The sequence below is a fragment of the Agrobacterium genomosp. 13 str. CFBP 6927 genome, from assembly GCA_900012615.1.
Taxonomy (GTDB): domain Bacteria; phylum Pseudomonadota; class Alphaproteobacteria; order Rhizobiales; family Rhizobiaceae; genus Agrobacterium.
In genome coordinates, this window is the sequence record LT009757.1 from 514,113 (window position 1) to 539,074 (window position 24,962).

23 protein-coding genes are annotated in these 24,962 nt (G+C 59.9%); 6 read left to right on the plus strand and 17 right to left on the minus strand.

Going from position 1 to position 24,962, the window contains the following annotated elements:
- Window positions 1–67 precede the first annotated feature (67 nt).
- The 3 genes from AGR13A_RS16595 to AGR13A_RS16605 are packed head-to-tail and all read left to right on the plus strand — an operon-like array spanning window position 68 to window position 3,524.
- Complete coding sequence (locus AGR13A_RS16595; protein WP_035221158.1) at window positions 68–1,018, plus strand: ABC transporter permease; 951 nt, start codon at window positions 68–70, stop codon at window positions 1,016–1,018.
- On the plus strand, window positions 1,018–1,869 hold the full coding sequence (locus tag AGR13A_RS16600) for an ABC transporter permease (RefSeq protein ID WP_035221160.1): 852 nt from the start codon (window positions 1,018–1,020) through the stop codon (window positions 1,867–1,869). Before AGR13A_RS16595 ends, AGR13A_RS16600 begins: the two co-directional genes overlap by 1 nt.
- The gene (locus AGR13A_RS16605) at window positions 1,869–3,524 is read left to right on the plus strand and encodes an ABC transporter ATP-binding protein (protein WP_080837674.1); all 1,656 of its coding nucleotides are present in this window, start codon (window positions 1,869–1,871) and stop codon (window positions 3,522–3,524) included. Before AGR13A_RS16600 ends, AGR13A_RS16605 begins: the two co-directional genes overlap by 1 nt.
- A gap of 171 nt (window positions 3,525–3,695) precedes the next feature.
- Here AGR13A_RS16605 and AGR13A_RS16610 read toward each other — a convergent pair whose 3' ends face one another.
- Window positions 3,696–4,172 (minus strand): Lrp/AsnC family transcriptional regulator, encoded by a 477-nt coding sequence (locus AGR13A_RS16610; protein WP_035221162.1) that lies wholly within the window; start codon window positions 4,170–4,172, stop codon window positions 3,696–3,698.
- 227 nt (window positions 4,173–4,399) lie between these two features.
- On the opposite strand from AGR13A_RS16610, the gene AGR13A_RS16615 reads away from it, so the two are divergent.
- Complete coding sequence (locus tag AGR13A_RS16615; RefSeq protein ID WP_080837676.1) at window positions 4,400–5,725, plus strand: NAD(P)/FAD-dependent oxidoreductase; 1,326 nt, start codon at window positions 4,400–4,402, stop codon at window positions 5,723–5,725.
- A gap of 89 nt (window positions 5,726–5,814) precedes the next feature.
- On the opposite strand, the gene AGR13A_RS16620 is transcribed toward AGR13A_RS16615, so the two are convergent.
- The 7 genes from AGR13A_RS16620 to AGR13A_RS16650 all read right to left on the minus strand — a co-directional run bounded on the left by AGR13A_RS16620 (window position 5,815) and on the right by AGR13A_RS16650 (window position 13,898).
- Window positions 5,815–6,750 carry an ABC transporter substrate-binding protein gene (locus AGR13A_RS16620; RefSeq protein ID WP_080837679.1) on the minus strand — a complete coding sequence of 312 codons (936 nt, stop codon included), beginning with the start codon at window positions 6,748–6,750 and terminating at the stop codon, window positions 5,815–5,817.
- A gap of 144 nt (window positions 6,751–6,894) precedes the next feature.
- Window positions 6,895–7,833 (minus strand): ABC transporter substrate-binding protein, encoded by a 939-nt coding sequence (locus tag AGR13A_RS16625; RefSeq protein ID WP_035221167.1) that lies wholly within the window; start codon window positions 7,831–7,833, stop codon window positions 6,895–6,897.
- 24 nt (window positions 7,834–7,857) lie between these two features.
- Window positions 7,858–9,663, minus strand: coding sequence for an amino acid ABC transporter permease/ATP-binding protein (locus AGR13A_RS16630; protein WP_080837681.1), 1,806 nt, complete (start codon window positions 9,661–9,663; stop codon window positions 7,858–7,860).
- 13 nt (window positions 9,664–9,676) lie between these two features.
- Entirely contained in the window at window positions 9,677–10,234 is a 558-nt protein-coding gene (locus AGR13A_RS16635; protein ID WP_080837684.1) for a GNAT family N-acetyltransferase, read from the minus strand.
- Between the two features lie 23 nt (window positions 10,235–10,257).
- Entirely contained in the window at window positions 10,258–11,445 is a 1,188-nt protein-coding gene (locus AGR13A_RS16640) for a M20 aminoacylase family protein (protein ID WP_080837687.1), read from the minus strand.
- Between the two features lie 84 nt (window positions 11,446–11,529).
- Window positions 11,530–12,870: an LLM class flavin-dependent oxidoreductase gene (locus tag AGR13A_RS16645; RefSeq protein ID WP_035221172.1), complete on the minus strand. Its 1,341-nt coding sequence runs from the start codon at window positions 12,868–12,870 to the stop codon at window positions 11,530–11,532.
- Window positions 12,871–12,893: 23 nt separating this feature from the next.
- Window positions 12,894–13,898, minus strand: a complete 1,005-nt coding sequence (locus AGR13A_RS16650; RefSeq protein ID WP_035221175.1) for an LLM class flavin-dependent oxidoreductase — start codon at window positions 13,896–13,898, stop codon at window positions 12,894–12,896.
- Between the two features lie 305 nt (window positions 13,899–14,203).
- On the opposite strand from AGR13A_RS16650, the gene AGR13A_RS16655 reads away from it, so the two are divergent.
- A complete protein-coding gene (locus AGR13A_RS16655; RefSeq protein WP_003506886.1) occupies window positions 14,204–14,653 on the plus strand; it encodes an RrF2 family transcriptional regulator in 450 nt (149 codons plus the stop codon).
- Between the two features lie 7 nt (window positions 14,654–14,660).
- Here the strand turns inward: AGR13A_RS16655 and AGR13A_RS16660 are convergent, their stop codons facing one another.
- The 7 genes from AGR13A_RS16660 to AGR13A_RS16690 all read right to left on the minus strand — a co-directional run bounded on the left by AGR13A_RS16660 (window position 14,661) and on the right by AGR13A_RS16690 (window position 21,188).
- Window positions 14,661–15,605: an acyl-CoA dehydrogenase family protein gene (locus tag AGR13A_RS16660; RefSeq protein WP_035221176.1), complete on the minus strand. Its 945-nt coding sequence runs from the start codon at window positions 15,603–15,605 to the stop codon at window positions 14,661–14,663.
- Window positions 15,606–15,656: 51 nt separating this feature from the next.
- Window positions 15,657–16,202: a flavin reductase family protein gene (locus tag AGR13A_RS16665; protein ID WP_035221177.1), complete on the minus strand. Its 546-nt coding sequence runs from the start codon at window positions 16,200–16,202 to the stop codon at window positions 15,657–15,659.
- Window positions 16,203–16,405: 203 nt separating this feature from the next.
- Window positions 16,406–17,575: an FMNH2-dependent alkanesulfonate monooxygenase gene (gene ssuD, locus AGR13A_RS16670; RefSeq protein WP_035221178.1), complete on the minus strand. Its 1,170-nt coding sequence runs from the start codon at window positions 17,573–17,575 to the stop codon at window positions 16,406–16,408.
- A 169-nt stretch (window positions 17,576–17,744) separates the two neighbouring features.
- Window positions 17,745–17,942 carry a hypothetical protein gene (locus AGR13A_RS16675; RefSeq protein ID WP_035221180.1) on the minus strand — a complete coding sequence of 66 codons (198 nt, stop codon included), beginning with the start codon at window positions 17,940–17,942 and terminating at the stop codon, window positions 17,745–17,747.
- Between the two features lie 207 nt (window positions 17,943–18,149).
- Window positions 18,150–19,331 (minus strand): YeeE/YedE family protein, encoded by a 1,182-nt coding sequence (locus AGR13A_RS16680; RefSeq protein WP_080837691.1) that lies wholly within the window; start codon window positions 19,329–19,331, stop codon window positions 18,150–18,152.
- Window positions 19,332–19,409: 78 nt separating this feature from the next.
- Window positions 19,410–20,339: a sulfurtransferase gene (locus AGR13A_RS16685; RefSeq protein ID WP_080837694.1), complete on the minus strand. Its 930-nt coding sequence runs from the start codon at window positions 20,337–20,339 to the stop codon at window positions 19,410–19,412.
- Between the two features lie 231 nt (window positions 20,340–20,570).
- Window positions 20,571–21,188 (minus strand): alpha/beta hydrolase, encoded by a 618-nt coding sequence (locus tag AGR13A_RS16690; RefSeq protein WP_080837699.1) that lies wholly within the window; start codon window positions 21,186–21,188, stop codon window positions 20,571–20,573.
- Window positions 21,189–21,586: 398 nt separating this feature from the next.
- Here AGR13A_RS16690 and AGR13A_RS16695 point away from each other — a divergent pair, with 398 nt between their 5' ends.
- Window positions 21,587–22,657 carry an LLM class flavin-dependent oxidoreductase gene (locus tag AGR13A_RS16695; RefSeq protein ID WP_080837703.1) on the plus strand — a complete coding sequence of 357 codons (1,071 nt, stop codon included), beginning with the start codon at window positions 21,587–21,589 and terminating at the stop codon, window positions 22,655–22,657.
- 56 nt (window positions 22,658–22,713) lie between these two features.
- Here AGR13A_RS16695 and AGR13A_RS16700 read toward each other — a convergent pair whose 3' ends face one another.
- Window positions 22,714–23,889 carry an acyl-CoA dehydrogenase family protein gene (locus AGR13A_RS16700; RefSeq protein ID WP_080837707.1) on the minus strand — a complete coding sequence of 392 codons (1,176 nt, stop codon included), beginning with the start codon at window positions 23,887–23,889 and terminating at the stop codon, window positions 22,714–22,716.
- Window positions 23,886–24,917, minus strand: a complete 1,032-nt coding sequence (locus AGR13A_RS16705; protein ID WP_080837710.1) for an ABC transporter substrate-binding protein — start codon at window positions 24,915–24,917, stop codon at window positions 23,886–23,888. Before AGR13A_RS16705 ends, AGR13A_RS16700 begins: the two co-directional genes overlap by 4 nt.
- Between the last annotated feature and the right edge of the window lie 45 nt (window positions 24,918–24,962).

The window sequence follows — 24,962 nt, forward strand, 5'->3', positions numbered from 1 at the left end:
CGCCCGGCAACCTTTCCGCTGGTGCGGAAAGCCTATTTGTCAGGCGGGTCGCAGCAGGAGCATGTGAATGAACAGCCGGATACTATCCCTTATCGCCAGGCGGCTGGTCGTCATGCTGACGACCCTGCTTATCGTGTCATTTATCGTCTTTTCCGCCACCAGCCTGCTGCCCGGCGATACGGCGACGATCCTTCTTGGCCAGGCGGCAACGCCGGAGGCCGTGGCTGGCCTGCGCACCGCCATGCATCTTGATGACCCGGCGCTGTTGCGTTTCGTCCGCTGGCTGTTCGGCCTGCTGCAGGGCGAACTTGGCACGTCCTACGCCAACAATATGGCGATCGCCGACCTTATCGGTCCGCGTTTCGTCAATTCCATGAAACTTGCGGGCATAACCACGGTCATTGCCGTGCCACTGGCGCTGACGCTCGGCATCAGCGCCGCCATGCTGCGCGGAACGCTTTATGACCGGGCGGTCACCGTGCTGACCATCGGCGTGATTTCCGTGCCTGAATTCATGATCGCGACGCTCGCCGTTCTGCTTTTCGCCGTTTATCTGAAATGGCTACCGGCCCTGTCGCTGGTCACAGAGGTCAACACCCTGTTCGATGTGCTGCGTGTTTACGCCATGCCGGTCATCACTCTTACCTTTGTCGTATCGGCACAGATGATCCGCATGAGCCGTGCCGCCGTCATCGAGACGCTCGATACGCCCTATGTGGAAATGGCGCTTTTGAAGGGTGCGCCGCGCATGCGCATCGTGCTTCGCCATGCGCTTCCCAACGCCCTTGGCCCCATCGTCAACGCGGTCGCGCTGTCGCTTTCCTATCTCGTTGGCGGCGTCATCATCGTCGAGACGATCTTCAATTATCCCGGTATCGCCAAGCTGATGGTCGATGGCGTCGCAACCCGCGACCTGCCTTTGATCCAGAGCTGCGCGATGATCTTCTGCGTGGGCTATCTCCTGCTCATCACCACGGCGGATATCATCGCCATCATGTCCAATCCGAGGCTGCGCTGATGGCCGACAATATCAAAACAACTTCGGGGACTTCGCGTTTGGGTTACAAGATCAACGCAGTCGGCGTTTTCGGCTTTCTCGTCATCTTCCTCTGGGCGATGGTCGCCATCTTCGCGCCCTATCTCATTCCGCATCCGGTCGGTGAAATCATCGATCTCGATTATTTCGGGCCCATGACCTCCGATCTCTGGCTCGGCTCCGACTATCTTGGCCGCGACGTCTTTTCCCGCATTCTCATGGGCGCGCGTTTCACGGTCGGCATCTCGCTTGCGGCCGTCACCATCGCCTGCACCTCCGGCGTCGTGCTCGGCATGTGCGCCGCCGTGGTTGGCGGCTGGTTCGATGCGGTGCTCAGCCGGTTTCTCGATGCCGTGAATTCAATTCCGAGCAAGCTTTTCGGCCTTGTGGTCGTCGCCGCCGTCGGCTCCTCCATACCCGTACTAATCATCACGCTCTCTGTCATCTATACGCCGGGCGCTTATCGTTTCGCCCGGGCACTCGCCGTCAATGTCAACACCATGGATTTTGTCACCGTCGCCCGCGTGCGCGGCGAGAGCCTGCTTTACCTCATCGGCTCGGAAATCCTGCCGAACATCATCCGCCCCGTGCTTGCCGATCTTGGCGTGCGCTTCGTCTTCATCGTGCTGCTTTTGTCGGGCCTCTCCTTCCTCGGCCTCGGCCTGCAGCCGCCCAACGCCGACTGGGGCGCGCTGGTGCGCGAAAATATCGGCGGCCTGCCCTTTGCCGCACCGGCCGTGATCTTCCCGTCGCTGGCGATTGCCAGCCTGACGATCAGCGTCAATCTGCTGATCGACAATCTGCCGCAGAAAATCCGCGACAGGAGCGAATAATGACCAATCTCGTTGAAATCCGTGGACTGAAAGTCGAGGCCACCACCGATTCCGGCCGCCGTGTCCAGATCATCAAGGGCGTCGACATCGATATCGCCGAAGGCGAGATCGTTGCGCTGATCGGTGAAAGCGGCTCCGGCAAGACCACCATCGCACTGACGCTGATGGGCTATGCCCGCCCCGGTTGCCGCATTTCCGGCGGCAGCGTCACGGTGGCGGGCCGGGACATGGTGCAGCTGTCCGAAGCCGAGCGTGCCAGGATTCGCGGCACGAAAATCTCCTATGTCCCGCAGAGCGCCGCCGCCGCCTTCAACCCGGCGCAAAAGATCATCGATCAGGTCATCGAAGTCACGCGCATCCATCATCTGATGCCGCCGCAGGAGGCACGCGTCAAAGCGGTGGAACTGTTCAAGGCATTGTCGCTGCCCAATCCGGAAACCATCGGCGAGCGTTACCCGCACCAGGTCTCCGGCGGCCAGCTGCAGCGTCTTTCCGCCGCCATGGCGCTGATCGGCAATCCGGAACTGGTCATCTTCGATGAACCGACCACGGCGCTCGACGTGACGACACAGATCGAGGTCCTGCGCGCCTTCAAATCGGCGATGCGCAAAGGCGGCATTGGCGGCGTCTATGTTTCCCACGATCTTGCGGTCGTCGCCCAGATCGCCGACCGGATTGTTGTTCTGAAAGGCGGCGAGGTCCAGGAAACCGGTACGACCACCGAGATTCTGGAGAATGCGCAGCATCCCTATACGCGCGAATTGCTGACGGCCTTTAACGACAAGGTGCGTGCAGTCAGCCCGCTCAAACGAAATGACGCAACACCGCTCCTCGATATCGAGAAACTGATCGCGGGCTACGGTACCAAGGGTGAAGACCGGATGCCGCTGGTGCGCGCGGTGGATTCCGTCAGCCTCTCGGTCTATCCCGGCCGCAATCTCGGCATTATCGGCGAGTCCGGCTGCGGAAAATCGACGCTGGCGCGTGCCATTGCCGGCATTCTGCCCGCTGCAAGCGGCCATGTCATCTTCGAAGGCCGCGAACTGGATACCGACGCAAGACGACGCACGAGCGATCAACTGCGCCGCATGCAGATCGTTTTCCAATATGCCGATACCGCGCTCAACCCGTCGAAGCCCATTGAGGATATTCTCGGCCGGCCTCTGACCTTCTATCATGGCATGAAGGGCAAGGCGCGCGATGCGCGGATCGACCAGCTTCTCGATATGGTGAAGTTGCCGCGCTCCGTCCGCCACCGCCATCCCTCAGGCCTGTCAGGCGGACAGAAACAGCGCGTCAATTTCGCCCGTGCACTCGCGGCCGAACCATCGCTCATCATCTGCGATGAAATCACCTCGGCGCTGGATACGGTTGTCGCAGCCGCGATCATCGACCTGCTCGGCGAATTGCAACGCGAACTCGGCCTCTCCTACATCTTCATCAGCCACGATCTTTCAGTGGTGGAAACCATCTGCGACGAGATCGTCGTGATGTATGGCGGGAAGCAGGTGGAACATCTGGAGACCGAGGCGATCAAGGCGCCGACGCATCCCTATTCGAAGCTGCTCTTCTCCTCGGTGCCGAAACTGGACCCGAAATGGCTCGATAATCTTCAGCAGGATGCGGAGCTGGTGCGGGCGTTTTCGAAAAGGTGAGAGGCTTGAAGATAGCCGGACTGACGAGATAGACACACTGCATTCATCTCGACGTCATCCTCGCCCTTGAGGCGAGGAACCATCCATTTCGACAGGCTATGGATCCTCGGGACAGGCCCGAGGGATGACGTAGGGATTAGGAATATCCTGCTGAGGAAACACCCTTTTATTTCAAAGCGGAAACAGGCTGGTCAGCGGCATATGGGATTTGACGATCGGCGATTTCAGCACCACGAAGCTGAAATATTTGTCGATACCGACATCCATATCGATCAGGCGTTCCATGATCGACTGATATTCGACAATGCCTGAAGTCATGAATTTCAGCAGATAATCGTAACCGCCTGAAACGAGGTGACATTCCACCACCTGGTCGATCTTTTCGATGACGCCGAGGAAGCGGGCGAAATCGATCTGGCGGTGGTTTTTGAGCGTGATCTCAGTGAAGACGGTCAGCGTCTGGCCGAGCTTGTTGATGTTGATCTGCGCCGAATACCCTTCGATATAACCTTCGGCCTGAAGCTTCTTGACCCGCATCAGGCAGGGGCTTGGCGAAAGATTGACAAGCTCCGCCAACTCCACATTGGTGATGCGTCCATTTTTCTGGAGTTCGTAGAGGATCTTGATATCGATCCGATCAAGTTTCATCACGTGAGGAACCCCTTTTTGTTTTTCTACTCGCGGCATAAAATTCTGACGCGGCATTGGAAATCTTATCACATGCGCCAGCTCTGTCGACGCGGGGATATTTTTTTCATGCAGCATAAAGAGTTGCAGACATGGCCCTGAACAGCAGGAGATTCCGGCAATCGGCCCAGTCTGGCAGCGTTTACCCGGTGACCAAGGTAAATTAGTAGGAAGATAAGGAGTCCGACATGCCTGCGCCGCTGCAACAGATCACGACCTCGCCGGAACTGCCGAAATCCGCGGACGCCGTCATTATCGGCGGCGGCATCGTCGGCGTTTTCGCTGCCTATTATCTCGCCCGGCGCGGCCTGAAAGTGGCTCTTGTCGAAAAAGGCCTGATCGGCGCGGAGCAATCCAGCCGCAACTGGGGCTGGTGCCGGCAGCAGAACCGCGACGCCCGCGAATTGCCGATCTCAACACAGAGCCTGACGCTCTGGGATCAATTTGCTGCCGAGAGCGGTGAGGACACCGGTTTTCGCCGCTGCGGATTGTTTTACCTGAGCGACAATGAGGCCGAACTTGCAGGCTGGGCGCGCTGGCGCGATTTTGCCATCACCGCAGGCGTGACGACACATATGCTGAGCGCGGACGAGGCCAGCGAACGTGGACGCAGCACCGGAAAACGCTGGAAGGGCGGCGTCTTTTCGCCGACGGACGGCACGGCCGATCCTTCGATGGCGGCCCCGGCCGTCGCACGCGCCATCATGAAGCTGGGCGGCACGGTGCATCAGAACTGCGCGGCACGGGGTCTGGAAACGGAAAGCGGCCGCGTCAGCGCCGTCGTCACTGAAAAAGGCACGATCCGCACCAAGACGGCCATCATGTCCGGTGGCGCCTGGGCTTCGTCCTTCTGCCGCCAGCTCGGCATCCGGTTTCCGCAGGCCTCCGTCCGCTCTTCCATCCTGTCGGTCACACCAGGTGCGGAAGGTCTGCCGGATGCGCTGCACACCGCTGCCGTTTCCGCCACCCGGCGCAAAAATGGTGGTTATACCCTCGCCATCAGCGGCCTTGGACGCATCGATCCGACAGCACAGCAGATGCGGTTCGCACGCGAATTCATTCCGATGTTCCTCAAGCGCTGGCGCAGCCTGCGGCCGGGCGGGCTTGAAGGTATTCGTGGCGGCCATGAAACGCTGAAACGCTGGCGGCTCGATGCGCCAACGCCGATGGAGCGGGTTCGCATTCTCGATCCGAAACCCAATGCCGCCGCTATCCGCGAGACCCATAGAAGGGCACAGGAACTTCTGCCAGCGCTCCGCAGAACCCAGATTTCCGCCGCCTGGGCCGGTTTCATCGACAGCACGCCGGATGGCGTGCCCGCAATTGGCGAGACCAGTGAATTGCCCGGTTTCATCCTCGCCGCCGGTTTCAGCGGCCACGGTTTCGGCATCGGCCCAGGCGCCGGCCATCTGATCGCCGATATCGTGACGGGTTCGAACCCGATCGTCGATCCCGCTCCCTATCACCCCAGCCGTTTCCTTGGCTCGTCATGGGGCAAGGTCGCGGATTTCTGATTCTTCTGCTTGAAGCGGCTGGCGGACAGAACAATACCCGCAAAGCGTAGCCTGCGGGTATTGCCGTCCGCCGCATTTTTTTCGACCGGTCAGCTCTTCGGCAGGCCGGGTGGGTTGGTTCGCGATTCCGGCAAGGCCTCTTCCGCCAGTTGCCAGCGGTCCAATATCTTCGCGTAAGCGCCGCTCTTGATCAGATCGTTGGTGGCAAGTGTCAAAGCATCGGCGAGTCCCGAACCCTTGCGGGTGGTGATGGCAACATCCGAACGCTCCGGCCAGCCGGCGGACAGGGTTCCGACACGCTTGATGGTCTTGTCGCGCGCGGCGATGAAGACAAGCTGCGCATGCGGCTGGACGATCACATCCGCCCGCCCGGCGGAAAGCGCGACAAGCCGGGTGGCCTCGTCGTCGTAATATTGCAGCTCGAGCGGCTTCAGCCCGGCGGCGACATTCTCGTCGTTCCATTTCAGCAGGATACGCTCCTGATTGGTGCCGGCGCCGACGATGATCCTCAGACCGGCCGCATCCTTCGGTTCCCTGATGGCGGTAATGCCGCTGTCGGACTTGACGAAGAAACCATGCAAGCCCTGACGATAGGTGGAGAAATCGAACTTCTCCTTGCGCTGCTCTGTCACCCCGACATTGGAGATGACGGCATCGTATTTACCGGAAGCAAGCCCCAGCGGCCAGTCGGCCCAGGCGACAGCCACCAGCTCCAGTTCAAGTCCAAGGCTGTCGGCTACAGCCAGGGCATAATCCGGATCGGCACCCACCACCGTCTTCGCATCCGTCGCATAGGTCGCGAGCGGCGGTCCTCCGGGGGCAACCGCGACGGTGAATTTGCCCGGTGTGATGAATTTGAAATCTTTCGGAACGGCAGCAATCGCGCCGGGGTCTTTTTCAACCCTGATCCGGCCGGGCTGGTCCGGCGACAGATCGAAAACATCCGTTGCAAAAGCCGATCCAAAACCGGCGACGGAAAGAAAAGCACCGAGCGTGGCCGAAGCGAGACGAGAGGTGAAGGTCATTCTGGTTTCCCGATAAAATCACTGCGGGACGGAGGTAGCGCGGGCGGGAGGAGCCCGCGCTACCGGCTGAGTGATGTCCCACCTTCAACTCAGCGTGTTGGCAACCCAGCCGCTGGGCGATTGAGCCCGCTGGAAAGTCGACCATCAGCTCTTGGGCAGGCCGGGCGGATTGGTGCGGGATTCGGTGACGGCCTCAGAGCCAAGGTTCCAGCGGGCAAGGACCTTGCCGTAATTGCCGTTCTTGATCTGGGCGTTCAGCGCCGCCGTGATGGCTTCGGCAATGCCGGCATCCTTTTTGGAGGCGACGGCGATTTCCGCCGCTTCCGGCCAGCCGCCGGAGAAGGTGCCAACGAGCCTGGTCTTCTTCTGGCTTGCCGCCTGGAAGGCCGATGTTGCGTTGGGGCCGAGATAGGCGTCCGCGCGGCCGGATTGCAGGGCGACATCAAGCACGGCCTGATCGTCGTAATATTGCACCTCGGTGTCGGCCAAGCCCTTGGCCTTGTTATCCTTTATCCATTTCAGCAGGATCTGTTCCTGATTGGTGGCCGCACCGACGATGACCTTCAGCCCGGCCACGTCCTCGGGCTTGCTGACGGTCGTCACCTTGCTGTTATTGCCCACGTAAAAGCCGAGCAAGTCGTTGCGGTAGCTGGAGAAATCGAACTTTTCCTTGCGCGCTTCCGTCACCGTGATGTTGGAAGTGACGGCATCGTATTTGCCGGATGTCAGACCCAGCGGCCAATCGGCCCAGGCAATCGGAACGAGCTGAAGTTCAAGGCCGAGGCTGTCGGCAACCAGCTGGGCGATATCGGGCTCCACGCCAATCGGCGTTTTCGTGTCGCTCGCATAATCGACCAGCGGCAGGCGGAACGGTACGGTCGCGACCGTCAGCTTTCCATCCGCGATGAACTTGTGGCTGGCCGGAAGAAGCTTGATCGCCTCCTCCACTTTCTCGGCGCGCACCCGTCCCTTCTGTTCCGGAGAAAGATCGACCTCCTGAGCGTGTGCGGCCGGGATGAGCGCGGTGGTGGCGGAGAAAAGACCGCCGGCAAGCAATGATAATAGTTTCGATGAAAATGCCATGTGAGTGTTTCCCTTGTTTTTTGGTTAGAGAACTTTTGCGAGGAATTCAGCGGTGCGGGGGTGATCCGGGCTGCCGAACACCTTTTCCGGCGTACCCGTTTCGATGATGCGGCCCTGCTCCATGAAGACGACCCTGTCGGAGACTTCCCGGGCAAAACCGATTTCATGGGTAACGATGATGAGCGTGACACCGGAGCGCGAAAGCTCCTTGATGACGTCAAGCACCTCGTTGACGAGTTCAGGATCGAGCGCGGATGTCGGCTCGTCGAACAGCAGCACCTTCGGCCGCAATGCCAGCGCCCGGGCAATCGCCACGCGCTGCTGCTGCCCGCCGGAAAGCTGGCGAGGATAGGCGCCGGCTTTTTCGGCAAGGCCGACACGCGCCAGAAGATCGCGCGCCTCAGCTTCGGCCTGCTCTTTCGAAATGCCTCGAACGGCGATGGGCGCTTCGATGATGTTTTCAAGCGTAGTCAGATGCGGGAACAGGTTGAAGCTCTGGAACACCATTCCCACTTCGGCGCGGCGCTTGAGGATTTCGCGTTCCTTCAGTTCATAAAGCGTGTCGCCCTTTTGGCGATAGCCGACCAGTTCGCCGTCTATGGCGATGAAACCGTCATCGACGCGCTCCAGATGGTTGATGGAGCGCAGCAAGGTGGACTTGCCGGAGCCGGACTGACCGAGAATGGTGGTGACGCTGCCCGCCAGAATGGAAAGGCTGATATCATCCAGCACCTTGAGCGACCCGAAGGATTTTGAAACACCGTGAATATTGACCGACCCGCCGCGATTTCCGAGCTGGAAGCTGGCGGCAGGGGTGGACACCGCGCGCTCGGGTCTGGTCGCAACCGACACCGCCGTTTCCACGGTTTCAGGCAAAAGCTTGCGCGGCAGGAAGGTACGGTAGATCGTGGCGAACAGGGACGGCGGCGGGTTGCGCAGCGCACCGCGTGAAAAATGCCGCTCGATATGGTGCTGAACGATCGAAAGTGCAGTCAGGATCACCAGATACCAGACGGTCGCGACCATCAGCAGCGGGATCACTTCCAGATTGCGGCGATAGATGATCTGGATCGTATAGAACAGCTCCGGCAGGGCTAGGATATAGACCTGCGACGTGCCCTTGGCGAGACCGATGATATCGTTGAAGGCGGTGGGCAGGATGGAGCGCATCGCCTGCGGCAGAACGATGCGGGACGCCTGCCGCCGCCGGGGAAGACCAAGTGCTGCGGCAGCTTCCAGCTGCCCCTGATCGACCGAAAGGATGCCGCCACGCACGATTTCGGATGCGAAGGCGGCCTGATTGAGCGTCAGCCCCAGAACGGCCGCCGCAAAAGGCGTCATCAGCTGCGTCGTATTCCAGCTGAAGAAATTGATGCCGGTATAGGGAACGCCGATCGTCACCGTTTCATAGAGATAACCGAGATTGTTGAGGATCAGCAGCAGCACGATCAAAGGGATCGACCGGAAAATCCAGATATAGGTCCAGGAGACGGCAACCAGCAGCGGCGAACGCGAAACGCGGGCAAGCGCCAGAAGCGTTCCGAGCACAAAACCGAACAGCGCACCGAGCGCGGTGAGCAGCAGCGTCCTGCCAAGACCGACCAGCACCGGTTCGGCGAAAAACCACTCCGCAAAGACATCCCAGCCCCAGCGCGGGTTGCCGAAGATGGAATGCAGAACGGCCGCTATGATGAGAACGGAGAAGACCGTGCCCACCGTTCGTAAGGGATAACGGGCCGGAACGATGCGAAAATGGGCATAACCGCCCTTGATCGGTTCACCCTTCTGCTCGCTCACCGCCACATGCGGAAAATCAGAGGCTATCGTCATCGGGAAAAACCTTTCACGGGTGGGCCGGGGAAGATTGCGGCCGGGCGGCCGGTATCGGCGTGCCCTCCGCGCCAGAGGCGGAGGCGGCATCGGAAAGCCATTTTTCGAAAGGCAGCGTCTTGATCGTCTCGGGATCGGCAGTTGTGTCGAACAAAGCGCGATAGCCGTTGGTCAGATAAAGGCCCACCGCTTCCGGCTGACGGAAGCCCGTAGTCAGATAGGCGCGGGCATAACCCTGCCGGATCGCCTGCTGCTCCAACTCCTGAAGCACAATCTTCGCAAGCCCTTGCCGGCGGTAGGCCGAGTGGGTCCAGACCCGCTTGAACTCGGCGCTCTCTTCATCGTAGCGCATGAAGGCGCCGCCAGCGATCGCCTTGCCGTCGCGCAGCAACAACAGGAAGTTGCCCGACGGTGGGCTGAAGGCCTCCGACGGATATTTGTTCATTTCCGCCTTCGCGCCTTCCGCACTGAAATATGTGCCGTAGCGGCTGTCATATTCGAACAGCAGCTCATCCAGAAGCGGGGCTGCGAGCGGATCCTTGACCGATGTGTAGAGAAAACTGTCGCTCATCTCGTTGTCCTAAATTCGTTGCATCAGGAGAGATACGCTTCCGCCAGGCGCACCCAGAAGCGCGCCGCAGGCGCGATGATGGCATCGTTGAAATCGTAATGGGGGCTGTGCAGCGGCGCGCTGTCGCCATTGCCGACGAAGAGATAGGAGCCTGGCCGCTCGAGCAGCATGAAGGCGAAATCTTCGCTCGCCGTTCGCGGCTGAAAGCCTTCGGCAACCTGTTCGGCGGGGAAATGCCGCTTGGCGACATCGCGGGCGAAGACTGTCTGCCTGACGTGATTGATGACGGGCGGGAAACCACGGGAATAGGCGACATCGGCGGTTGCGCCGAAGCTTTCGGCCTGCGCTTTCGCAAGGGCGGGAAGCCGCTCCTCCAGCCGGTCGCGAACGGCGGGCGAAAAGGCCCGGGCGGTGATCTGGAGTTCCACACTCTCGGGAATGACATTGGAGGCCGTGCCGCCATGAATGGAGCCCACCGTCAGCACTGCCATTTCCCGCGGATCGACATTGCGCGAGACGATGCTCTGCAAGGCGGTGACAAAACTTGCCGAGGCGAGGACCGGATCGACCGTTTCATGCGGCGCCGCCCCGTGCCCGCCCTTGCCGATGATGCGCACCTTGGCCTTGTCCACGGAGGCCATGGCGGGCCCTTCGACGAAGCCGAATTGTCCGGTTTCGACACTCGGCCAATTGTGCAACCCGAACACCGCATCGACGGGAAACCGCTCGAACAGCCGGTCCTTTATCATCGCTCTCGCGCCTGCACCGATTTCCTCGGCGGGCTGGAAAATCAGCGTCAGCGTACCGGAAAAACTCGATGTTTCGGCAAGGTACCGGGCGGCGGCGAGCAGGATCGTCGTGTGGCCGTCATGACCGCAGGCATGCATCACACCCTGCGTCTGGCTGGCATAGGCAAGGCCGGTCTCCTCGACGATGGGCAGGGCGTCGATATCGGCGCGAATGCCCAGACGTTTGTCACCGTGTCCGCGTTTCAGGGTGGCGACGACACCATGGCCGCCGACGCCCTCCGTCACCTCATATCCGAAAGACAGAAGATACCGGGCAACTAGCGCCGCCGTGCGTTTTTCCCCCAGCGAAAGCTCCGGATGCCGGTGGAGATCATGCCGGATGGCGATGCTCTCCTCGATAAAGGCAAGGATTCCCCGTTCGGCGTCGTCCTGCGGACGCGCGCCGTCAATGCGGATATTCATGGTTCTGGTCTCCTGCGCCGCGCTTCACCCGCACAGCACGTTTAATTTTTTTTCGGGCGACAACAGCTGCCGCCCGGCGCTACTTCATGCGATAGCCTTGTCGGGGCCGCTTTCGGCGCGGGAATAGATGCTTTCCTTGAAAGGCAGGCCCAGATGCTCACGCAGCGTTGCGCCTTCCAGATGCGGTTCGAAATAACCACGACGCTGAAGCACCGGAATGACGAGGCGGATGAAATCGTCCAGCCCCTCGGCAATGACCGGGAAGCCCAGAATGAAACCATCAGCCGCATCGTGCTCCACCCAGCGGATGATCTCGTCCGCCACCTTGTCCGGGGTTCCGATGAAGCCTTCGCGCGGGGTTGCGGCTTCGAGCGCCGCCTCGCGCAGCGTCTGGTTCTTTTCCTTCGCACGGCGCTTGATGCGGTCGGTCGTCGAACGGAAGCTGTTCTTGCCGATATCTCCGAGTTCGGGGAAAGGCTCATCCAGCGGATAGACGCTGAAATCGTGATGGTCGAAGAAGCGGCCGAGATAAGCAAGCGCATCCTCGATGGTGATGAGGTTGCGGATGATGTCGTATTTCGCTTCCGCTTCCTCCTGCGTTTCACCGACAATGGGCCCGATACCGGGGAAAATCTTCACGTCGGAAGCGGACCGGCCCTGCGCGACAGCGCTCTGCTTCACACGTTTCAGGAATGTCTGGTTTTCCTCGAGCGAGGCGGAATTGGTAAAGACGGCATCGGCATGTTTGCCTGCAAGGCCGATACCGGCATCGGAAGAACCGGCCTGGAATACCACCGGTTGGCCCTGCGGCGAACGCTGGATGTTCAGCGGGCCTTCCACCTGGAAGAAACGGCCCTTGTGGCCGAGCGTGTGGAGTTTTTGCCTGTCGAAAAATTGCCCCGTCTCGCGGTTGCGCACGAAGGCATCATCGTCCCAGCTGTCCCACAGCCCCTTGATCACTTCCAGATATTCATCGGCGATCTCGTAGCGCAGGGCATGTTCGGGATGGTTGCGGCTGTAGTTTTTCGCCGTGCCCTCGAGCGGCGTCGTCACGGCATTCCAGCCGGCCCTGCCGCCGCTCAGAAGATCGAGCGAGGCAAACTGGCGCGCGATGGTGAAAGGGTCGCTGTAGGAGGTTGAAACCGTGCCGGCGAGGCCGATCTTCGACGTGACGGAAGCCAGTGCCGAAAGGACGGTCAAAGGCTCGAACCGATTGAGGAAATGCGGGATGGACTTGTCATTGATATAAAGCCCGTCGGCCACGAAGGCGAAGGCGATACCGGCTGCTTCCGCCTTCAGCGCTGTTTTCCTGAAAAAATCGAAATTGACGCTGGCATTGACCGGGCTTTTCGGGTGCCGCCAGGCGTTCATATGCCCGCCCGGGCCCTGGAGCATGATGCCGAAACGGACTGTCTTTTTCGTCATGTCATTTCCTCCTGAGGACAAGTTCACGCCGCCCTGGAAAGGCGGTGTGTGGCCAGCAATTCGATCGAGGCAAGCCGCTGATCGGCTCCGACATGCGGCGGTTCAATGATGAATTCCTCGATACCGTGCTCATCGGAAAGCGCGCGCAGCGCCTTGTGAATATCCTCCGGCCCGCCATGCAGGACGTTGGGCTTGCGCTCCTCGATGCGATAATCGGTATCGCCGGACTGGCGGGCAAATTCTTCGGCCTGCTCACGGCGGCCAAGATTGAACGCCTTGCCGTCACTGAGGAACACACGATAGATGCGCTGCCCCTCAACCTGCCTTGCCGCATGCTCTGGATCGCTGGCGGCAAAGACCGAGAGGGCAAGGATCGGCGCTTTCCCGCCGCTTTCCTCGCGGAAAGCCGAGAGGCTGCTGCGAAGAACGTCCGGATCACCATTAAGATGACCGGCAAAGACAAAACTCCATCCTCTGGACGCCGCAAGCCTTGCGCTTTCAGGGCTGGCGCCGAGCAGAAATCTGTCCACCGCAACCGGCGGCACCGGTCTCGCCTGCAACCCGGCCTGCGCATGATCCTGCGGTGCAGCGCCCGAGAGGAACGTGGTGAGTTCACTGAGTGCCGTTTCGAAATCCGGCTTGCGGGCGGGGTCATAGGCCTGCTGCAAGGCGGACGTCGCAAGCGGCAGTCCGCCCGGCGTCTTGCCGATACCAAGATCGACCCGACCGGGCGCGAGAGAGGACAAAACATTGAAAACTTCAGCAACCTTGTATGGGCTGTAATGCTGCAGCATCACGCCTCCCGAGCCGACGCGGATACGGGAGGTCTTCGCCAGAATCCACGCAACCAGCGCCTCAGGCGCGGAACCGGCAAGCTCCGGCGAATTGTGATGTTCGGCGACCCAGAAACGGCGGTAACCCAGTTCTTCGGCGCGTCTGGCGAGATTGATCGTGTCGCGGAACGCGCTTGCCGCGTTCTCACCCGTCGGAACCGGGCTCTTGTCCAGCAAACTGAGCGTATACATCATCACCTCGCACGTCTTTTGATGCATACTTTGTCTACTGATTTTATATGCTAATAAAGGACGTTCGTTCCACGTTGCGATGCGATCAGAGAAAATATTGTTTCCCGCGATGTTTTCAGCAGTTGTCTTTGGCAAAGCAATCCACAACCATGAATACACTGGCGCAAAAAGGCAGGCAAAGAGGCGTTTCCGGTACCGAGCCCGGACGAAACGGGCTTGCGCCGGAATTCGGTAAAAACTACTTAGTAAGTTGAGAACAACATGATCCGGCATTCCAGACTATGCCGGCTCTCTTTTCGGATCATGCAATGCTGACCAAAAAAGGCAAATATGGGTTGAAGGCTCTTGTCGATCTGGCGCGGTTGCCCCAGGGCGAGACCGCTTTCGTGACCGAGATTGCGACCCGTAACAATATTCCGAAAAAATTTCTGGATACGATCCTTCTCGAGCTGCGCAACAGCGGTATCCTGCGCTCCAAGAAGGGACCGAATGGCGGCTATTCGCTCTCGAAAATGCCATCGGAAATCATGATCGGCCAGGTCATCCGCACGCTCGACGGGCCGCTGGCCCCCATTCGCTGTGCCAGCCGCACCGCGTTTGAAGCCTGCGACGACTGTGACGATCCCGAGACCTGTCAGGTCAGGGTTTCGATGACGGACGTGCGCGACGCCATCGCAACAATCCTGGACAATATGACGCTCGCACAATTCGTCGCCAAGGACGGCCAGGACGCACGGTCCATTCCTGCGGGCGAATAGGCTCTGCCTATTGCCGGCGCAGATCGTCCCCCAGAGACGCAATCAACCCGGATTCGCTTACGCCATCGATAAGGCCGAGACGCGCCATCAGGATTTCCAGCGTGATGGCATTGTTCCGGACCGACCGAAAGGTGACGTTTTCCGCGCCCACCTGCGCTGCATCGATATTGGCCGCAAGCCGGGAGATTTGCGCTTTCAGCAATTCAATGGCGAGAAAGACTTCGCCGATGACCGGCCGTGTTTCGCCTTCGTCGGCCAGCCTGTCGATCAGGAGTGCGGAAAGCTCACGCTGCTTTTCACCCAGAGCCACGGCCGCCTTCAAGAGGGTGGAAACGGAGGCGGCCAGATTTCCAGCCCCCTGGGCAAGGAACGCGACCTGATCGGCGCGCAGCAGGCCATCCCATGATGTATTGGGCCGATTGCGCAAAACGACGAGCAGCGTCTGCCCGGCCGCATTGACGGCCGGAACGACGATCCAGTCCGCATCGGCAGTGACCGATCGCATGGCATCATCAGGAAGCCGCAAGGCGTAGTCATCGCCAGTCACCAGCACCGCCTGGTCCACACCAGCGTCAGACGATGCAAGCGCAAATGTCTCACCAAGATCGAGGCGGGCAAAAAGAGCCTTGCGCTGCTCTTCGCTTCCCGCATTCCGGATGAATTCAAGCGCGGTGAAATGCTCGACGAGATCATGCGCCGCTGCCGCATCGGCCGCCGAAATAATCGAAAGCGCCTGCGAAAGAACGTCATTGGTTATATCCGCCCCGCCCAGCTCATTCGGAACGGAGAGGGCGAGGAGACCGGAACGGGCGATCCGCGCATGGATTTGCCCCGGACTTTCCACGGCGCATTTTTCAGCGATCGTACGGGCGACGGTCAGGACATCGCCATCCGCGCCGAGACGCGGGGGCACGAAACGAATTCTTTCGCCGAGTGGCGTGACGGATCCCATGCTCAACTCCCTCAAAGAATGACCAAGTGAAAGCGCCGGAAAGGACGGCGCTCAGTCCAGCGAATGATACCGGCCGTTTTGATAGACCAGCGAATGCCCGGAGCCGAGGCGAATCGCCTCGACCTTGCCGATGACGATGACGTGGCTGTGCCGCTCGATTGCCTCCTCGATGGTGCAGTCGATTGCGGCAACGGCATCCTCGAGAATAGGCGCGCCGCTCGCCAGACGGGTCCATTCCGCGCCGCGATAACGCTCTTCCCCTTTCAGGCCGCCGATGCCGGCAAACTGATTGGCGACGAACTGATGGCTCGGGCCGATAATATTCACCGCGAAATGACCGAAACGTTCCACCACGGGCCATGTGGACGAGGAGCGGTTGAGCGCAACCAGAATTCTCGGCGGATCGACCGACAGGGCGGTGGCGGATGTCACCGTGGCGCCTGTGCGCGCATCACCCTCGCCTGCCGTGATGACGCTGACGCCGCCGCCCAGCGTTCTGAGCGCGGCCTTCAGGCTGTCGGCATCCGGCGCCTTGCCGGAAACGGGATCGCGGAGATTGATGAATTGTTGATCCTTGGCCGCATATTGCAATGTCATCGGTGGCTCCTGAAAACAGCTGATTTGTTCAATAGCTAACAGCGGCGGCGGGGTGTGAAATAGACATCGTTTTCCATAATCGTAATATTCTATAGAAATAATGTTTTATGTAGCCTTTCCCTTTGCCTTCGGGCATCCCGCCGCGTGGGTGTTGCCGGAGACAGCAAAGGAAAGACGGCAGAAACCGCCGTCCCCGTGATGGATCAGGACCCGGACACCAGCTTGACGTTGCCGCCGTGGCCACCACCACCGAAAACCTGTTTCGAACCGAAGGAGGAGCGGATCTGGTTGCGCGGACCATCAAGCCCGATTTCCGGGAACAGCAGTTCGGATATGCGATAGGCTTCCTCCAGATGCGGATAGCCCGAGGCGATGACGGTATCGATGCCCAGAGCCTGATATTCCCGCAGCCGTGCCGCGACGGTCTTCGGCGAACCGACCAGCGCCGTGCCCGCACCCGAACGGACGAGACCGATGCCCGCCCACAAATTCGGGGAGACTTCCAGCCTGTCACGACGGCCATTGTGCAGCGCCTGCATTCTGGCCTGCCCAACGGAATCCGAAGCCTTGGAGAAGGCCTCCTGCGCCGAAGCGATGGTTTCGTCGGAAAGCTTTGAAATCAGCTTTTCGGCATCGGCCCAGGCTTCCTCGTCGGTTTCGCGCACGATGAAATGCAGGCGAATGCCGAAGGTTACCTCCCGCCCCTTTTTCGCAGCGGCGGCGCGAACCTTGGCGATTTTTTCCGCCACCTGTGCGGGCGGCTCGCCCCAGGTCAGATATTTGTCGGTGATACCCGCCGAGAAATCGATACCGGCATCGGAAGAGCCGCCGAAGTAAAGCGGCGGACGCGGTTCCTGCACCGGCGGCAGGCCTAGCTTCGCGCCCTGCGCCTTGATGTATTTGCCGTCGAGATCCCCCTTGCCGGTTTCGATCAGCGAGTTGAAGACCTGGAAGAATTCGTCGGCGTGATCGTAACGCTCGTCATGCGGCAGGAAGATGCCGTCACCGGCCAGTTCCTGCGCGCTGCCGCCAACCACGATGTTGAGAAGCAGCCGTCCATGGGAAACACGGTCAAGCGTGGAGGCCAAGCGCGCATAATAGGCCGGCGAGGCGACGCCCGGACGGATGGCGACGAGAAATTTCAGCCTCTCGGTATAGGCTGCGAGATTGGCCGCAAGGATGAAGGATTCTTCGCAGGCGACGCCGGTCGGAATAAGCACGCCGGAGTAACCCAGACGATCAGCAGCCTGCGCTATCTCGCGGAAATAGCCGGGATCTGCCGGACGTGACAGATCGTCGGATCCCAGATAACTGCCATCGCCTGAGGTCGGTATGAACCACAGGAAATCGAGTGGTTTTTCAGCTTTGCTCATCGACAGGTCCTTTGCAATCCGCCCATCGGGCAATGCGGCTTGATGATAAAAGGGTAGCCAATTCCCCGGCGCGTTTAAGAAATTTTGTTCCAATTTCCCGACGGTGAGGAGAGTTTATCTCCAAGAAAACAGGGCGATTCGATTGGAAAGCGAACAATGTTCCCTGATGTCACAGGACCGGATAAAGGCCGAGCATCGCGAAATTCATTTCGCAGATCTCTTCCCGTTCGAGTTCGAGATCACTTTTTTCCTGCCGGAAGCGCCCGGAATGATCCAGCGGATGAAGGTTGCCCTGCTCATCCTGGCGCGGTCGCCACCACGTCAAACCAAACAGATTAAGAGTAAACGCATGAAATCCCTGCGGCATGTGCGCCTCCTTTGGTCAGCCCCTCTATCCTCCGGCGAGCGCCGAAAATGGTCAATATTTTCCATAAAATTACTATTCTATAATTGGCGGATCGCCGACAAATGTGGACTAAGGCTGTGGCGGCGGGAAAAATTCCGTTCCTAACCCAGAAAGAGGGTGATTGCGCCGGCGTCCGGCACGCTGGTTGCGAATTTCGAAAAATGACCGTTACGGCCAGGCAAAACGGCGCTTGAAAAGGAGCCCTACAAAGGCGCCGAAGCCGCAAAAAAACAGGAACACCCAGCCTGACAGCGCACCCGCATGGATGCCCGACAACAGGACACCGATGGTGCAGCCAAGTGCCGTCATGCCGCCCCATCCCATCAATACACCACCGGCAAAACGTGTCGCCAAACCACCGGCTGAAGGCCAGGATGGCTGGAATTTTCCGGCAGATAGGGCAGATGCAAAACTCGCAACAATCAATCCGCCGACGAAGACGCCGTTCGGCGACAGGATCGTCGTTTTGATGGCGCTGATGCACCCCCTGACCGTATCGAGGCCTGCAAGCGTTTCCGGCACCCAGCCTGCCGAAGCCCCGGCCGTTCTGACAAGACTGCCAAGTTCGGCGGTCACCCCAAGAGGTGCCACGCGGAAATAGGAAAAGGCGCTGATGGCCGCGACAAGAACCCCGGTTACGACAGGTGGCCAGCGTTCGACGAAAACGCTTCGAAGCGCCTGATGCAGCCGGCTTGCCGGGATCGTGGCTGAAGGAGCCGGAGGTGTCTTATCGAAAAAAAGAACGATGAAGATCAGGGCGGCCAACAGAGCACAGGTGATCAGCAGCGCCGGGCCATATCCCAGATGGTGCGGTAACCAGACGGGAAGATCGTCGAAAATGCTCAGCGTGTAGAGGAAATTCCAGCTGAGAAATGCCAGCAGAAAACCGAAGCCGGCGCCGACTATGGCAAGCACCGACCCAAAAGCCCCCTCGCCCAGCCGGTAGAAATGTCCAGACAGGCAGGAACCGGACAGGGCCGCGCCCACGCCAAAGACAGTCGACGCAGCCGCCAGAAGCCAGCCAACCGGGCCAATATGTGCATTTGGCGGCAGGCGTCCGGGTTGCGGAACCGGCATCCAGGCCATGGTGACGATCTGGTAGAACACCACGCCTGCCAGAAGTGCCACGAGAATTGAAACAACACCGTCCGAGCGCCTGTTGTCGATGAAATCGCGAAAATTGCAGAGAAAGCAGAAGCGCCCGCGCTGCATCACAATGCCGAAAGCGGCACCGGCCAGAAGCGAGAACGCAAGCTGCCTGCCATTTTCAAACGCCCCGAGCGGATAGGCCGCGACGGCCAGTGCAGATAAAATGGTTAGTGCCGCGAGGCGGAGTATGATCGAACGCATGAAATACCGGAGATGTCTGAAGAACAAATGCCGGCGCACCTTGTCAGCGCACCGGCCTGAAGGTGAAGCGTCTTCGGCTTATTTGCCTGTCCACACCGTGCCGGTGGGATTGCTGATCGGAACGCCGACCGCATTTCCGTATTCGGTCCAGGAGCCGTCATAGTTGCGGACGTCGTAGCCAAGTATCTTCTTCAGCGCGAACCAGGTGTGGCTGGAGCGTTCGCCGATGCGGCAATAGGTGATAACGGGCGCCGAACCGTCGATACCCTTTTCGGTGTAGATCGCCTTGATCTCGTCTGCCGATTTGAAGGTTCCGTCCTTGTTGACGATGGTACCCCATGGAACATTGACGGCACCGGGAATATGGCCAGCGCGGACGGACAGCTCCTTGACGCCATCGGGAGCGAAAATCTTGCCCGAATATTCATCCGCCGAGCGAATATCCACCAGCTTGATATTGTGCTTGCCCTCGGCCACCGCCACCACATCGATGAACCGCGCCCGGACCGAAGTGTCCGGTTCGCCGAGCTTCAGCTTCGTTTCAGCCGTTGCCGGCGCGGATGTATCCAAAGGCAGGCCCTGCGCTTCCCAGAGTTTGCGGCCACCATCGAGAAGCTTTACCCGGTCGCCCAGGCCATAAGTCTCGAAAATCCACGCGCCCCAGGCGGCAAACCAGTTGTTGTTGTCGCCATAAAGAACAATGGTGGTATCGTCACCCACACCGGCCTTCTGCAACAGGGACTGGAAATTTTCCCGCGCCGCGATATCGCGCCGCTCCTTGTCGACGAGATCCGTGTGCCAGTTGAGGTTCACCGCGCCGGGAATATGCCCGCGCTCGTAGACGCCGGTGTCGACGCTCACCTCAAAGACCCGTACCTTCGGATTATCGAGATTTTCCTTCAGCCAGTCCGCCGTAACCAGCGCGTCCGAAGCCCCGGCCGTGGCCAACGATACCGTCGACAACAACAATCCGCCGAGAGCCGACATTGCAAGCTTGATCCTGGACATTTCCTTACCCCTTCCTGATTTGATGACCGATGAAAGGTGACAACAAAACCCGATGGAGCGAAGAAACGCTTTTTCATATTTTCTGTAGAAAATAAATGCAGTCACTCAAAAACAATCAAAAGGTGAGATTCAAAATTTTTTGAGGAAATTTTGAGGTAAAAACCCCCAAAGGTTGTAGTGCGCAGCAAATTGGAGCTGACGCCTGAAGCGCATGCATGGCGAATGGAAAAACTATAGAGCTCCGGCATCTCCCTGCAGCAGCGCACCGTGCAGGGTAGGCAATCCGCCCTTCCTCGATCTTGTCGTCGAGATGTCGGACGCCGTTTTCAGGCGTTCGAAAAGAGCATAGCCCTCAGGCCACCGGCCGAAACCGGCAGCAATATTGATGTGCCCAACGGCACCAAGGTTGACGAGATCGCTTCCCCAGTCGGCAGCGGTGCTGGCCAGCTCATCCGGGCTCATATAGGGGTCGTTCATGCTGCCCACGACAAGGCTTGGAAAGGCGAGCGGCGCTTGAGGAAATGCGCCGAAGCGGACGATGCAGGGATGCATTGCCTCCACCCGGTCAAGATGAGCGGGCGCCACCAGAAGCGCACCCTTGATCCTGCTGGCTATGGGTCGCGACGCCATGTTCGCGACCAGCAGGCAACCGAGACTGTGAGCGACAATATAGGCGCTTTCAGTTGTGGCAAGCGCCGCTTCGAGGCGACCGAGCCAGTCTGCAAGAACCGGGCACTCCCAATTCTCCTGATCGACCAGCCGCGCCTCAGGATCATCCAACAGCCAATGTCTCTGCCAATGTCCCTCGTCCGAACCATTGAGACCGGGGACAATCAAGGTGGTACACATGCCTACTCCGTTGTTTGCGGGCGGTGTGCGCCAAGAATGGTGACTTTCCCCATTTTAGTCGACTATTGCCTTGCTCAGCTTTTCCGACCTCAGGAAAAATCGAACCAGACAATGTCTCGTGAAAAGAAAATGCTTTCTCTGTTGCCGGTTCAACGCCACTTAACGGGAATCATTTCCTCAAATATTTTCTATGGAAAATATGTGCATATTAAAGCGTGGACACGGAAAGCTTTTCCTCTGCCTCACCCCAAAAGAAACGCCGCTGCTTGGCCCACCGGCCGTCGGTTTGCCATTCTCACGCGATCGGAGGCTCTCGCCTCCCGAACCTGAAATGGCGAAGGCCGAAGCCCGGCATCGTCATTTCACCGCGACATAAAACGAAAATACAGGCGGATAATGTGAGCAGCACGAGCGAATTTCTCTGGTACATCCCCAATGATGTCAAACCCGGCCATCGCGGCGATGCCGTCAGCGAAAACCATAACAGCCTCGATACATTGACCAGCCACGCGACGGCGCTGGAAAACCATGGCTGGAAAGGCGCATTGCTTGGCACCGGCTGGGGCCGGCCAGATACGTTCACGGTGGCGGCAGCGCTTGCGGCGCGTACCACCACATTCGAGCCGCTGATCGCCATTCGCCCCGGATACTGGAAGCCGGCAAATCTCGCATCCGCCGCCGCGACGCTCGACCAGCTTTCCGGTGGCCGGGTGCGGATCAATGTCGTCTCGGGTCGGGACGAGCTTGCAGCCTATGGCGATGAGGAAGGCGATCAGGCGCAGCGTTATGCGCGCACCAAAGAGTTCATGCGGCTGGTACGACGGCTCTGGACCGAGGAAGACGTGACTTTCGAGGGTGACCACTTCCGGGTCAGGAACTCCACCGTGTCACCGCGCATCAGAGAGCGCGCCGGCCGGCCGCATCCGAAGCTGTATTTCGGCGGTGCCTCCGAGGCCGCCGAGCAGGTCGCGGCAACCGAGGCCGATGTGCAGCTCTTCTGGGGCGAACCGCTTGCCGGCGTGGGCGAACGGATCGAGCGGCTCAAACATTTCAGCGAGACGCTTGGCCGCGACCTGCCGCCGCTGCAGTTCGGCCTGCGGATCACCACGCTGGTGCGCGAAACGACAGCCGAGGCGTGGCGTGATGCGGAGGCGAAGGTCGCCGAAATGGCAGCAAACAACGGCGTGCGCTGGAATGACCATCTTCAGGGGGTGGCAGTCGGCCAGCGCCGGTTGCTGGACTTGCACAGGCAGAGTGATGTGCTGGACGACAATCTTTACACCGCGCCGGGCAAATTCGGCGGCGGCGGCGCCGCAACGACATGGCTGGTGGGTTCAGCGGAAGATGTTGCCGCATCGCTGCGCAAATACCGTGCGCTTGGCATCACCCATTTCGTGCTTTCAGACACGCCCTATCTTCAGGAGATTGAACGGCAGGGCGACAAGCTTTTGCCGCTGCTCCAGAACTGATGCGCGCGGCTTGGTCATGGGCGGCCTGCAAACAAAGCCGCCCATATGGTCGCCGGTCAGCCGCCGGCCGCCTTGATGCTCTGACGGCCGAGGATAGTTCGGATCATATGGCTCTGCGGCGCATGCGCCCTCGCCGTTATGGCGTCGCGATGATGGCGCTCAAGGTTGTAATCCCGGCGAAGGCCGCGATTGCCGCCAAGCTCCAGCGCCAGATCCGTCACCGCCACCGCATTGTCGATCACCACATGACGGACAGCCAGTGCATCCGTTCCCACCCTTTCTCCCGCATCGATATCGCGGGCGACGGAGAGAAGCAGACGCCGGTTCGCCGCAAGCAGAACCTCGATCTGGCCGAGACCTTCCTGAATGCGCGGAATGGAGGATAGCGGCGCACCGAGGCTGGCCGGGACATGGCCCGTGAGGTGCCGCAACAAGGCGTCACGCGCCGAAAGCGCAACACCGTGATAGACGGAAGCCAAAAGCACGAAGAAATTATAACCGTCGGCCTCATCGCGTCGCAGCGGCTCGTCCGCCGGCTGTTCGGCAACCAGATCGGCAAGCGGCACCCTTACCTCCTCAAGCACCAGATCGTCGCTTGCGGTCGCATACATGCCGGTCGCTTCCCATGCCTTTTCCTGCGTGATACCAGGTGCATCAAGCGGGACCAGAAGCTGGATGAGGCGCGGCTTCTCCTCTGTCGTCAGAGCAAGCACGATCGCCCATTTCAACCCCGGCAGGCCAGTGACGAAGCTCTTGCGGCCATTGACCACCCAGACATCACCCTCTATCCGCGCCGTCGTTTCCGGCAGGCCGCCATGGGCCGGCGAACCGATCCCCGGCTCCGCCTGTGCATTGTTCAGAAGCGCCGGCTCGCTATTATTGGCGGCCAGCACCTTTGCCGCGAGAGCTGCTGGCCACTTGCCGCGCCGGATCGCGGCGTGGACGCTGTAATGCATGGCAAGGATGAGGGCGGTCGACGGGTCGCCCTTGGCGATGGCCGCAATGACGGCATGGGCCGTTTCCATACCCTCTCCCGAGCCGCCATCCTTTTCAGCCGTCACCAGTCCGAGCAGTCCCGACTTGAAAAGCGCCTCGAAATTGGCGGCGGCGAATTCGCCGCTTTTGTCATGGTCCGCCGCGGTCAGGCTGAAATCGTCGGCAAGGGCGGCTGCGATGCCAACGGGGTTTGAGGGCTGCTCCGGGCGGGGAATGGCCGATAATGCGCCACTCATGCAACCGCCCTTTCATTTGCCGTGACAAAACGGTTATCGATCCACGCATCGAGATCGAAGTCATTTTCAAGGAAGCCCCATTGATGCAGGAAATCCTTGTAATGGCCGACAGCGGCGACGAGCTCCGCATCGAGGCCGAGGCCAAGATGGCGGTGAACATCCGGCCCGTTGGCGGCCAGAACCTGCTCTTCAGTCGCACCCGCCTCGCGCGCGATGAAACGGCGGGTTTCTTCCGGATGCTGTTCGGCCCAGAGTGAGGCCCTGGCGATTGAACCAACCAGCCGCTCCACCAGATCGGGGCGCTCATCGGCAAGCCGTCCGTCAACCGTCAGCACGCGCGGAGAACCGGAATTGATGCGGATTTTCGGGTCGGGGTGAAAACCGAACTCGGCCACCTGCACCGCACCGATCAGGTTCGCGGCGGCAATACCGGCCGTTCCCTTCACGAAAATCGCATCGACCTCACCCCGCAGCAGTGCGATAATTTCCTCACCGAAGGACTGCCGGCGCTTCAGGCCGAACAGCGATGGCCCTTCCTGCGAGGCCAGCACCGAATCCTTGATGACGATATCCTTGAGCTCCACATCCTCGACCTTCAGCCCTTCCAGCGAAAGCGCCGAAACGATGCCCTTCAGCGCCGTCGCGCGCATGAAATCGACGATGCCTTCCGGTCTGCTCGGCACGCCGAAACGGCGGCCGACAAGATCGGCAAGCGAGCGGATACCGGTTTCCGGCAGGGTGATGATTGCCTGAAACTCATCCGTCCAGGTCACCCCGATAAGGCGCGTATTGCGCCCCTCCGAACGGGCTCGAATGGGCGGCACATTGCCGCCATGGCGGAAGGACCATTCCAGCGTGTGGTTGAAATGGCTCTGCCGGACGGAACGGTCAGGCGAATCGATGATGGATTTCAACGCTATGCCGACCTCCTCGAAGGTCTGCTCGAGATAACCGAGCTGTGCCGCCAGCCCCACCGGCGTGGGCACCGGGCAGCGTGTGTACCAGATTTCAGAAAGTGTCGTGCTCATGGCTTTGGCCTCGATGAAAGGGAAAGGTCCCGGCCCGCACCAAAG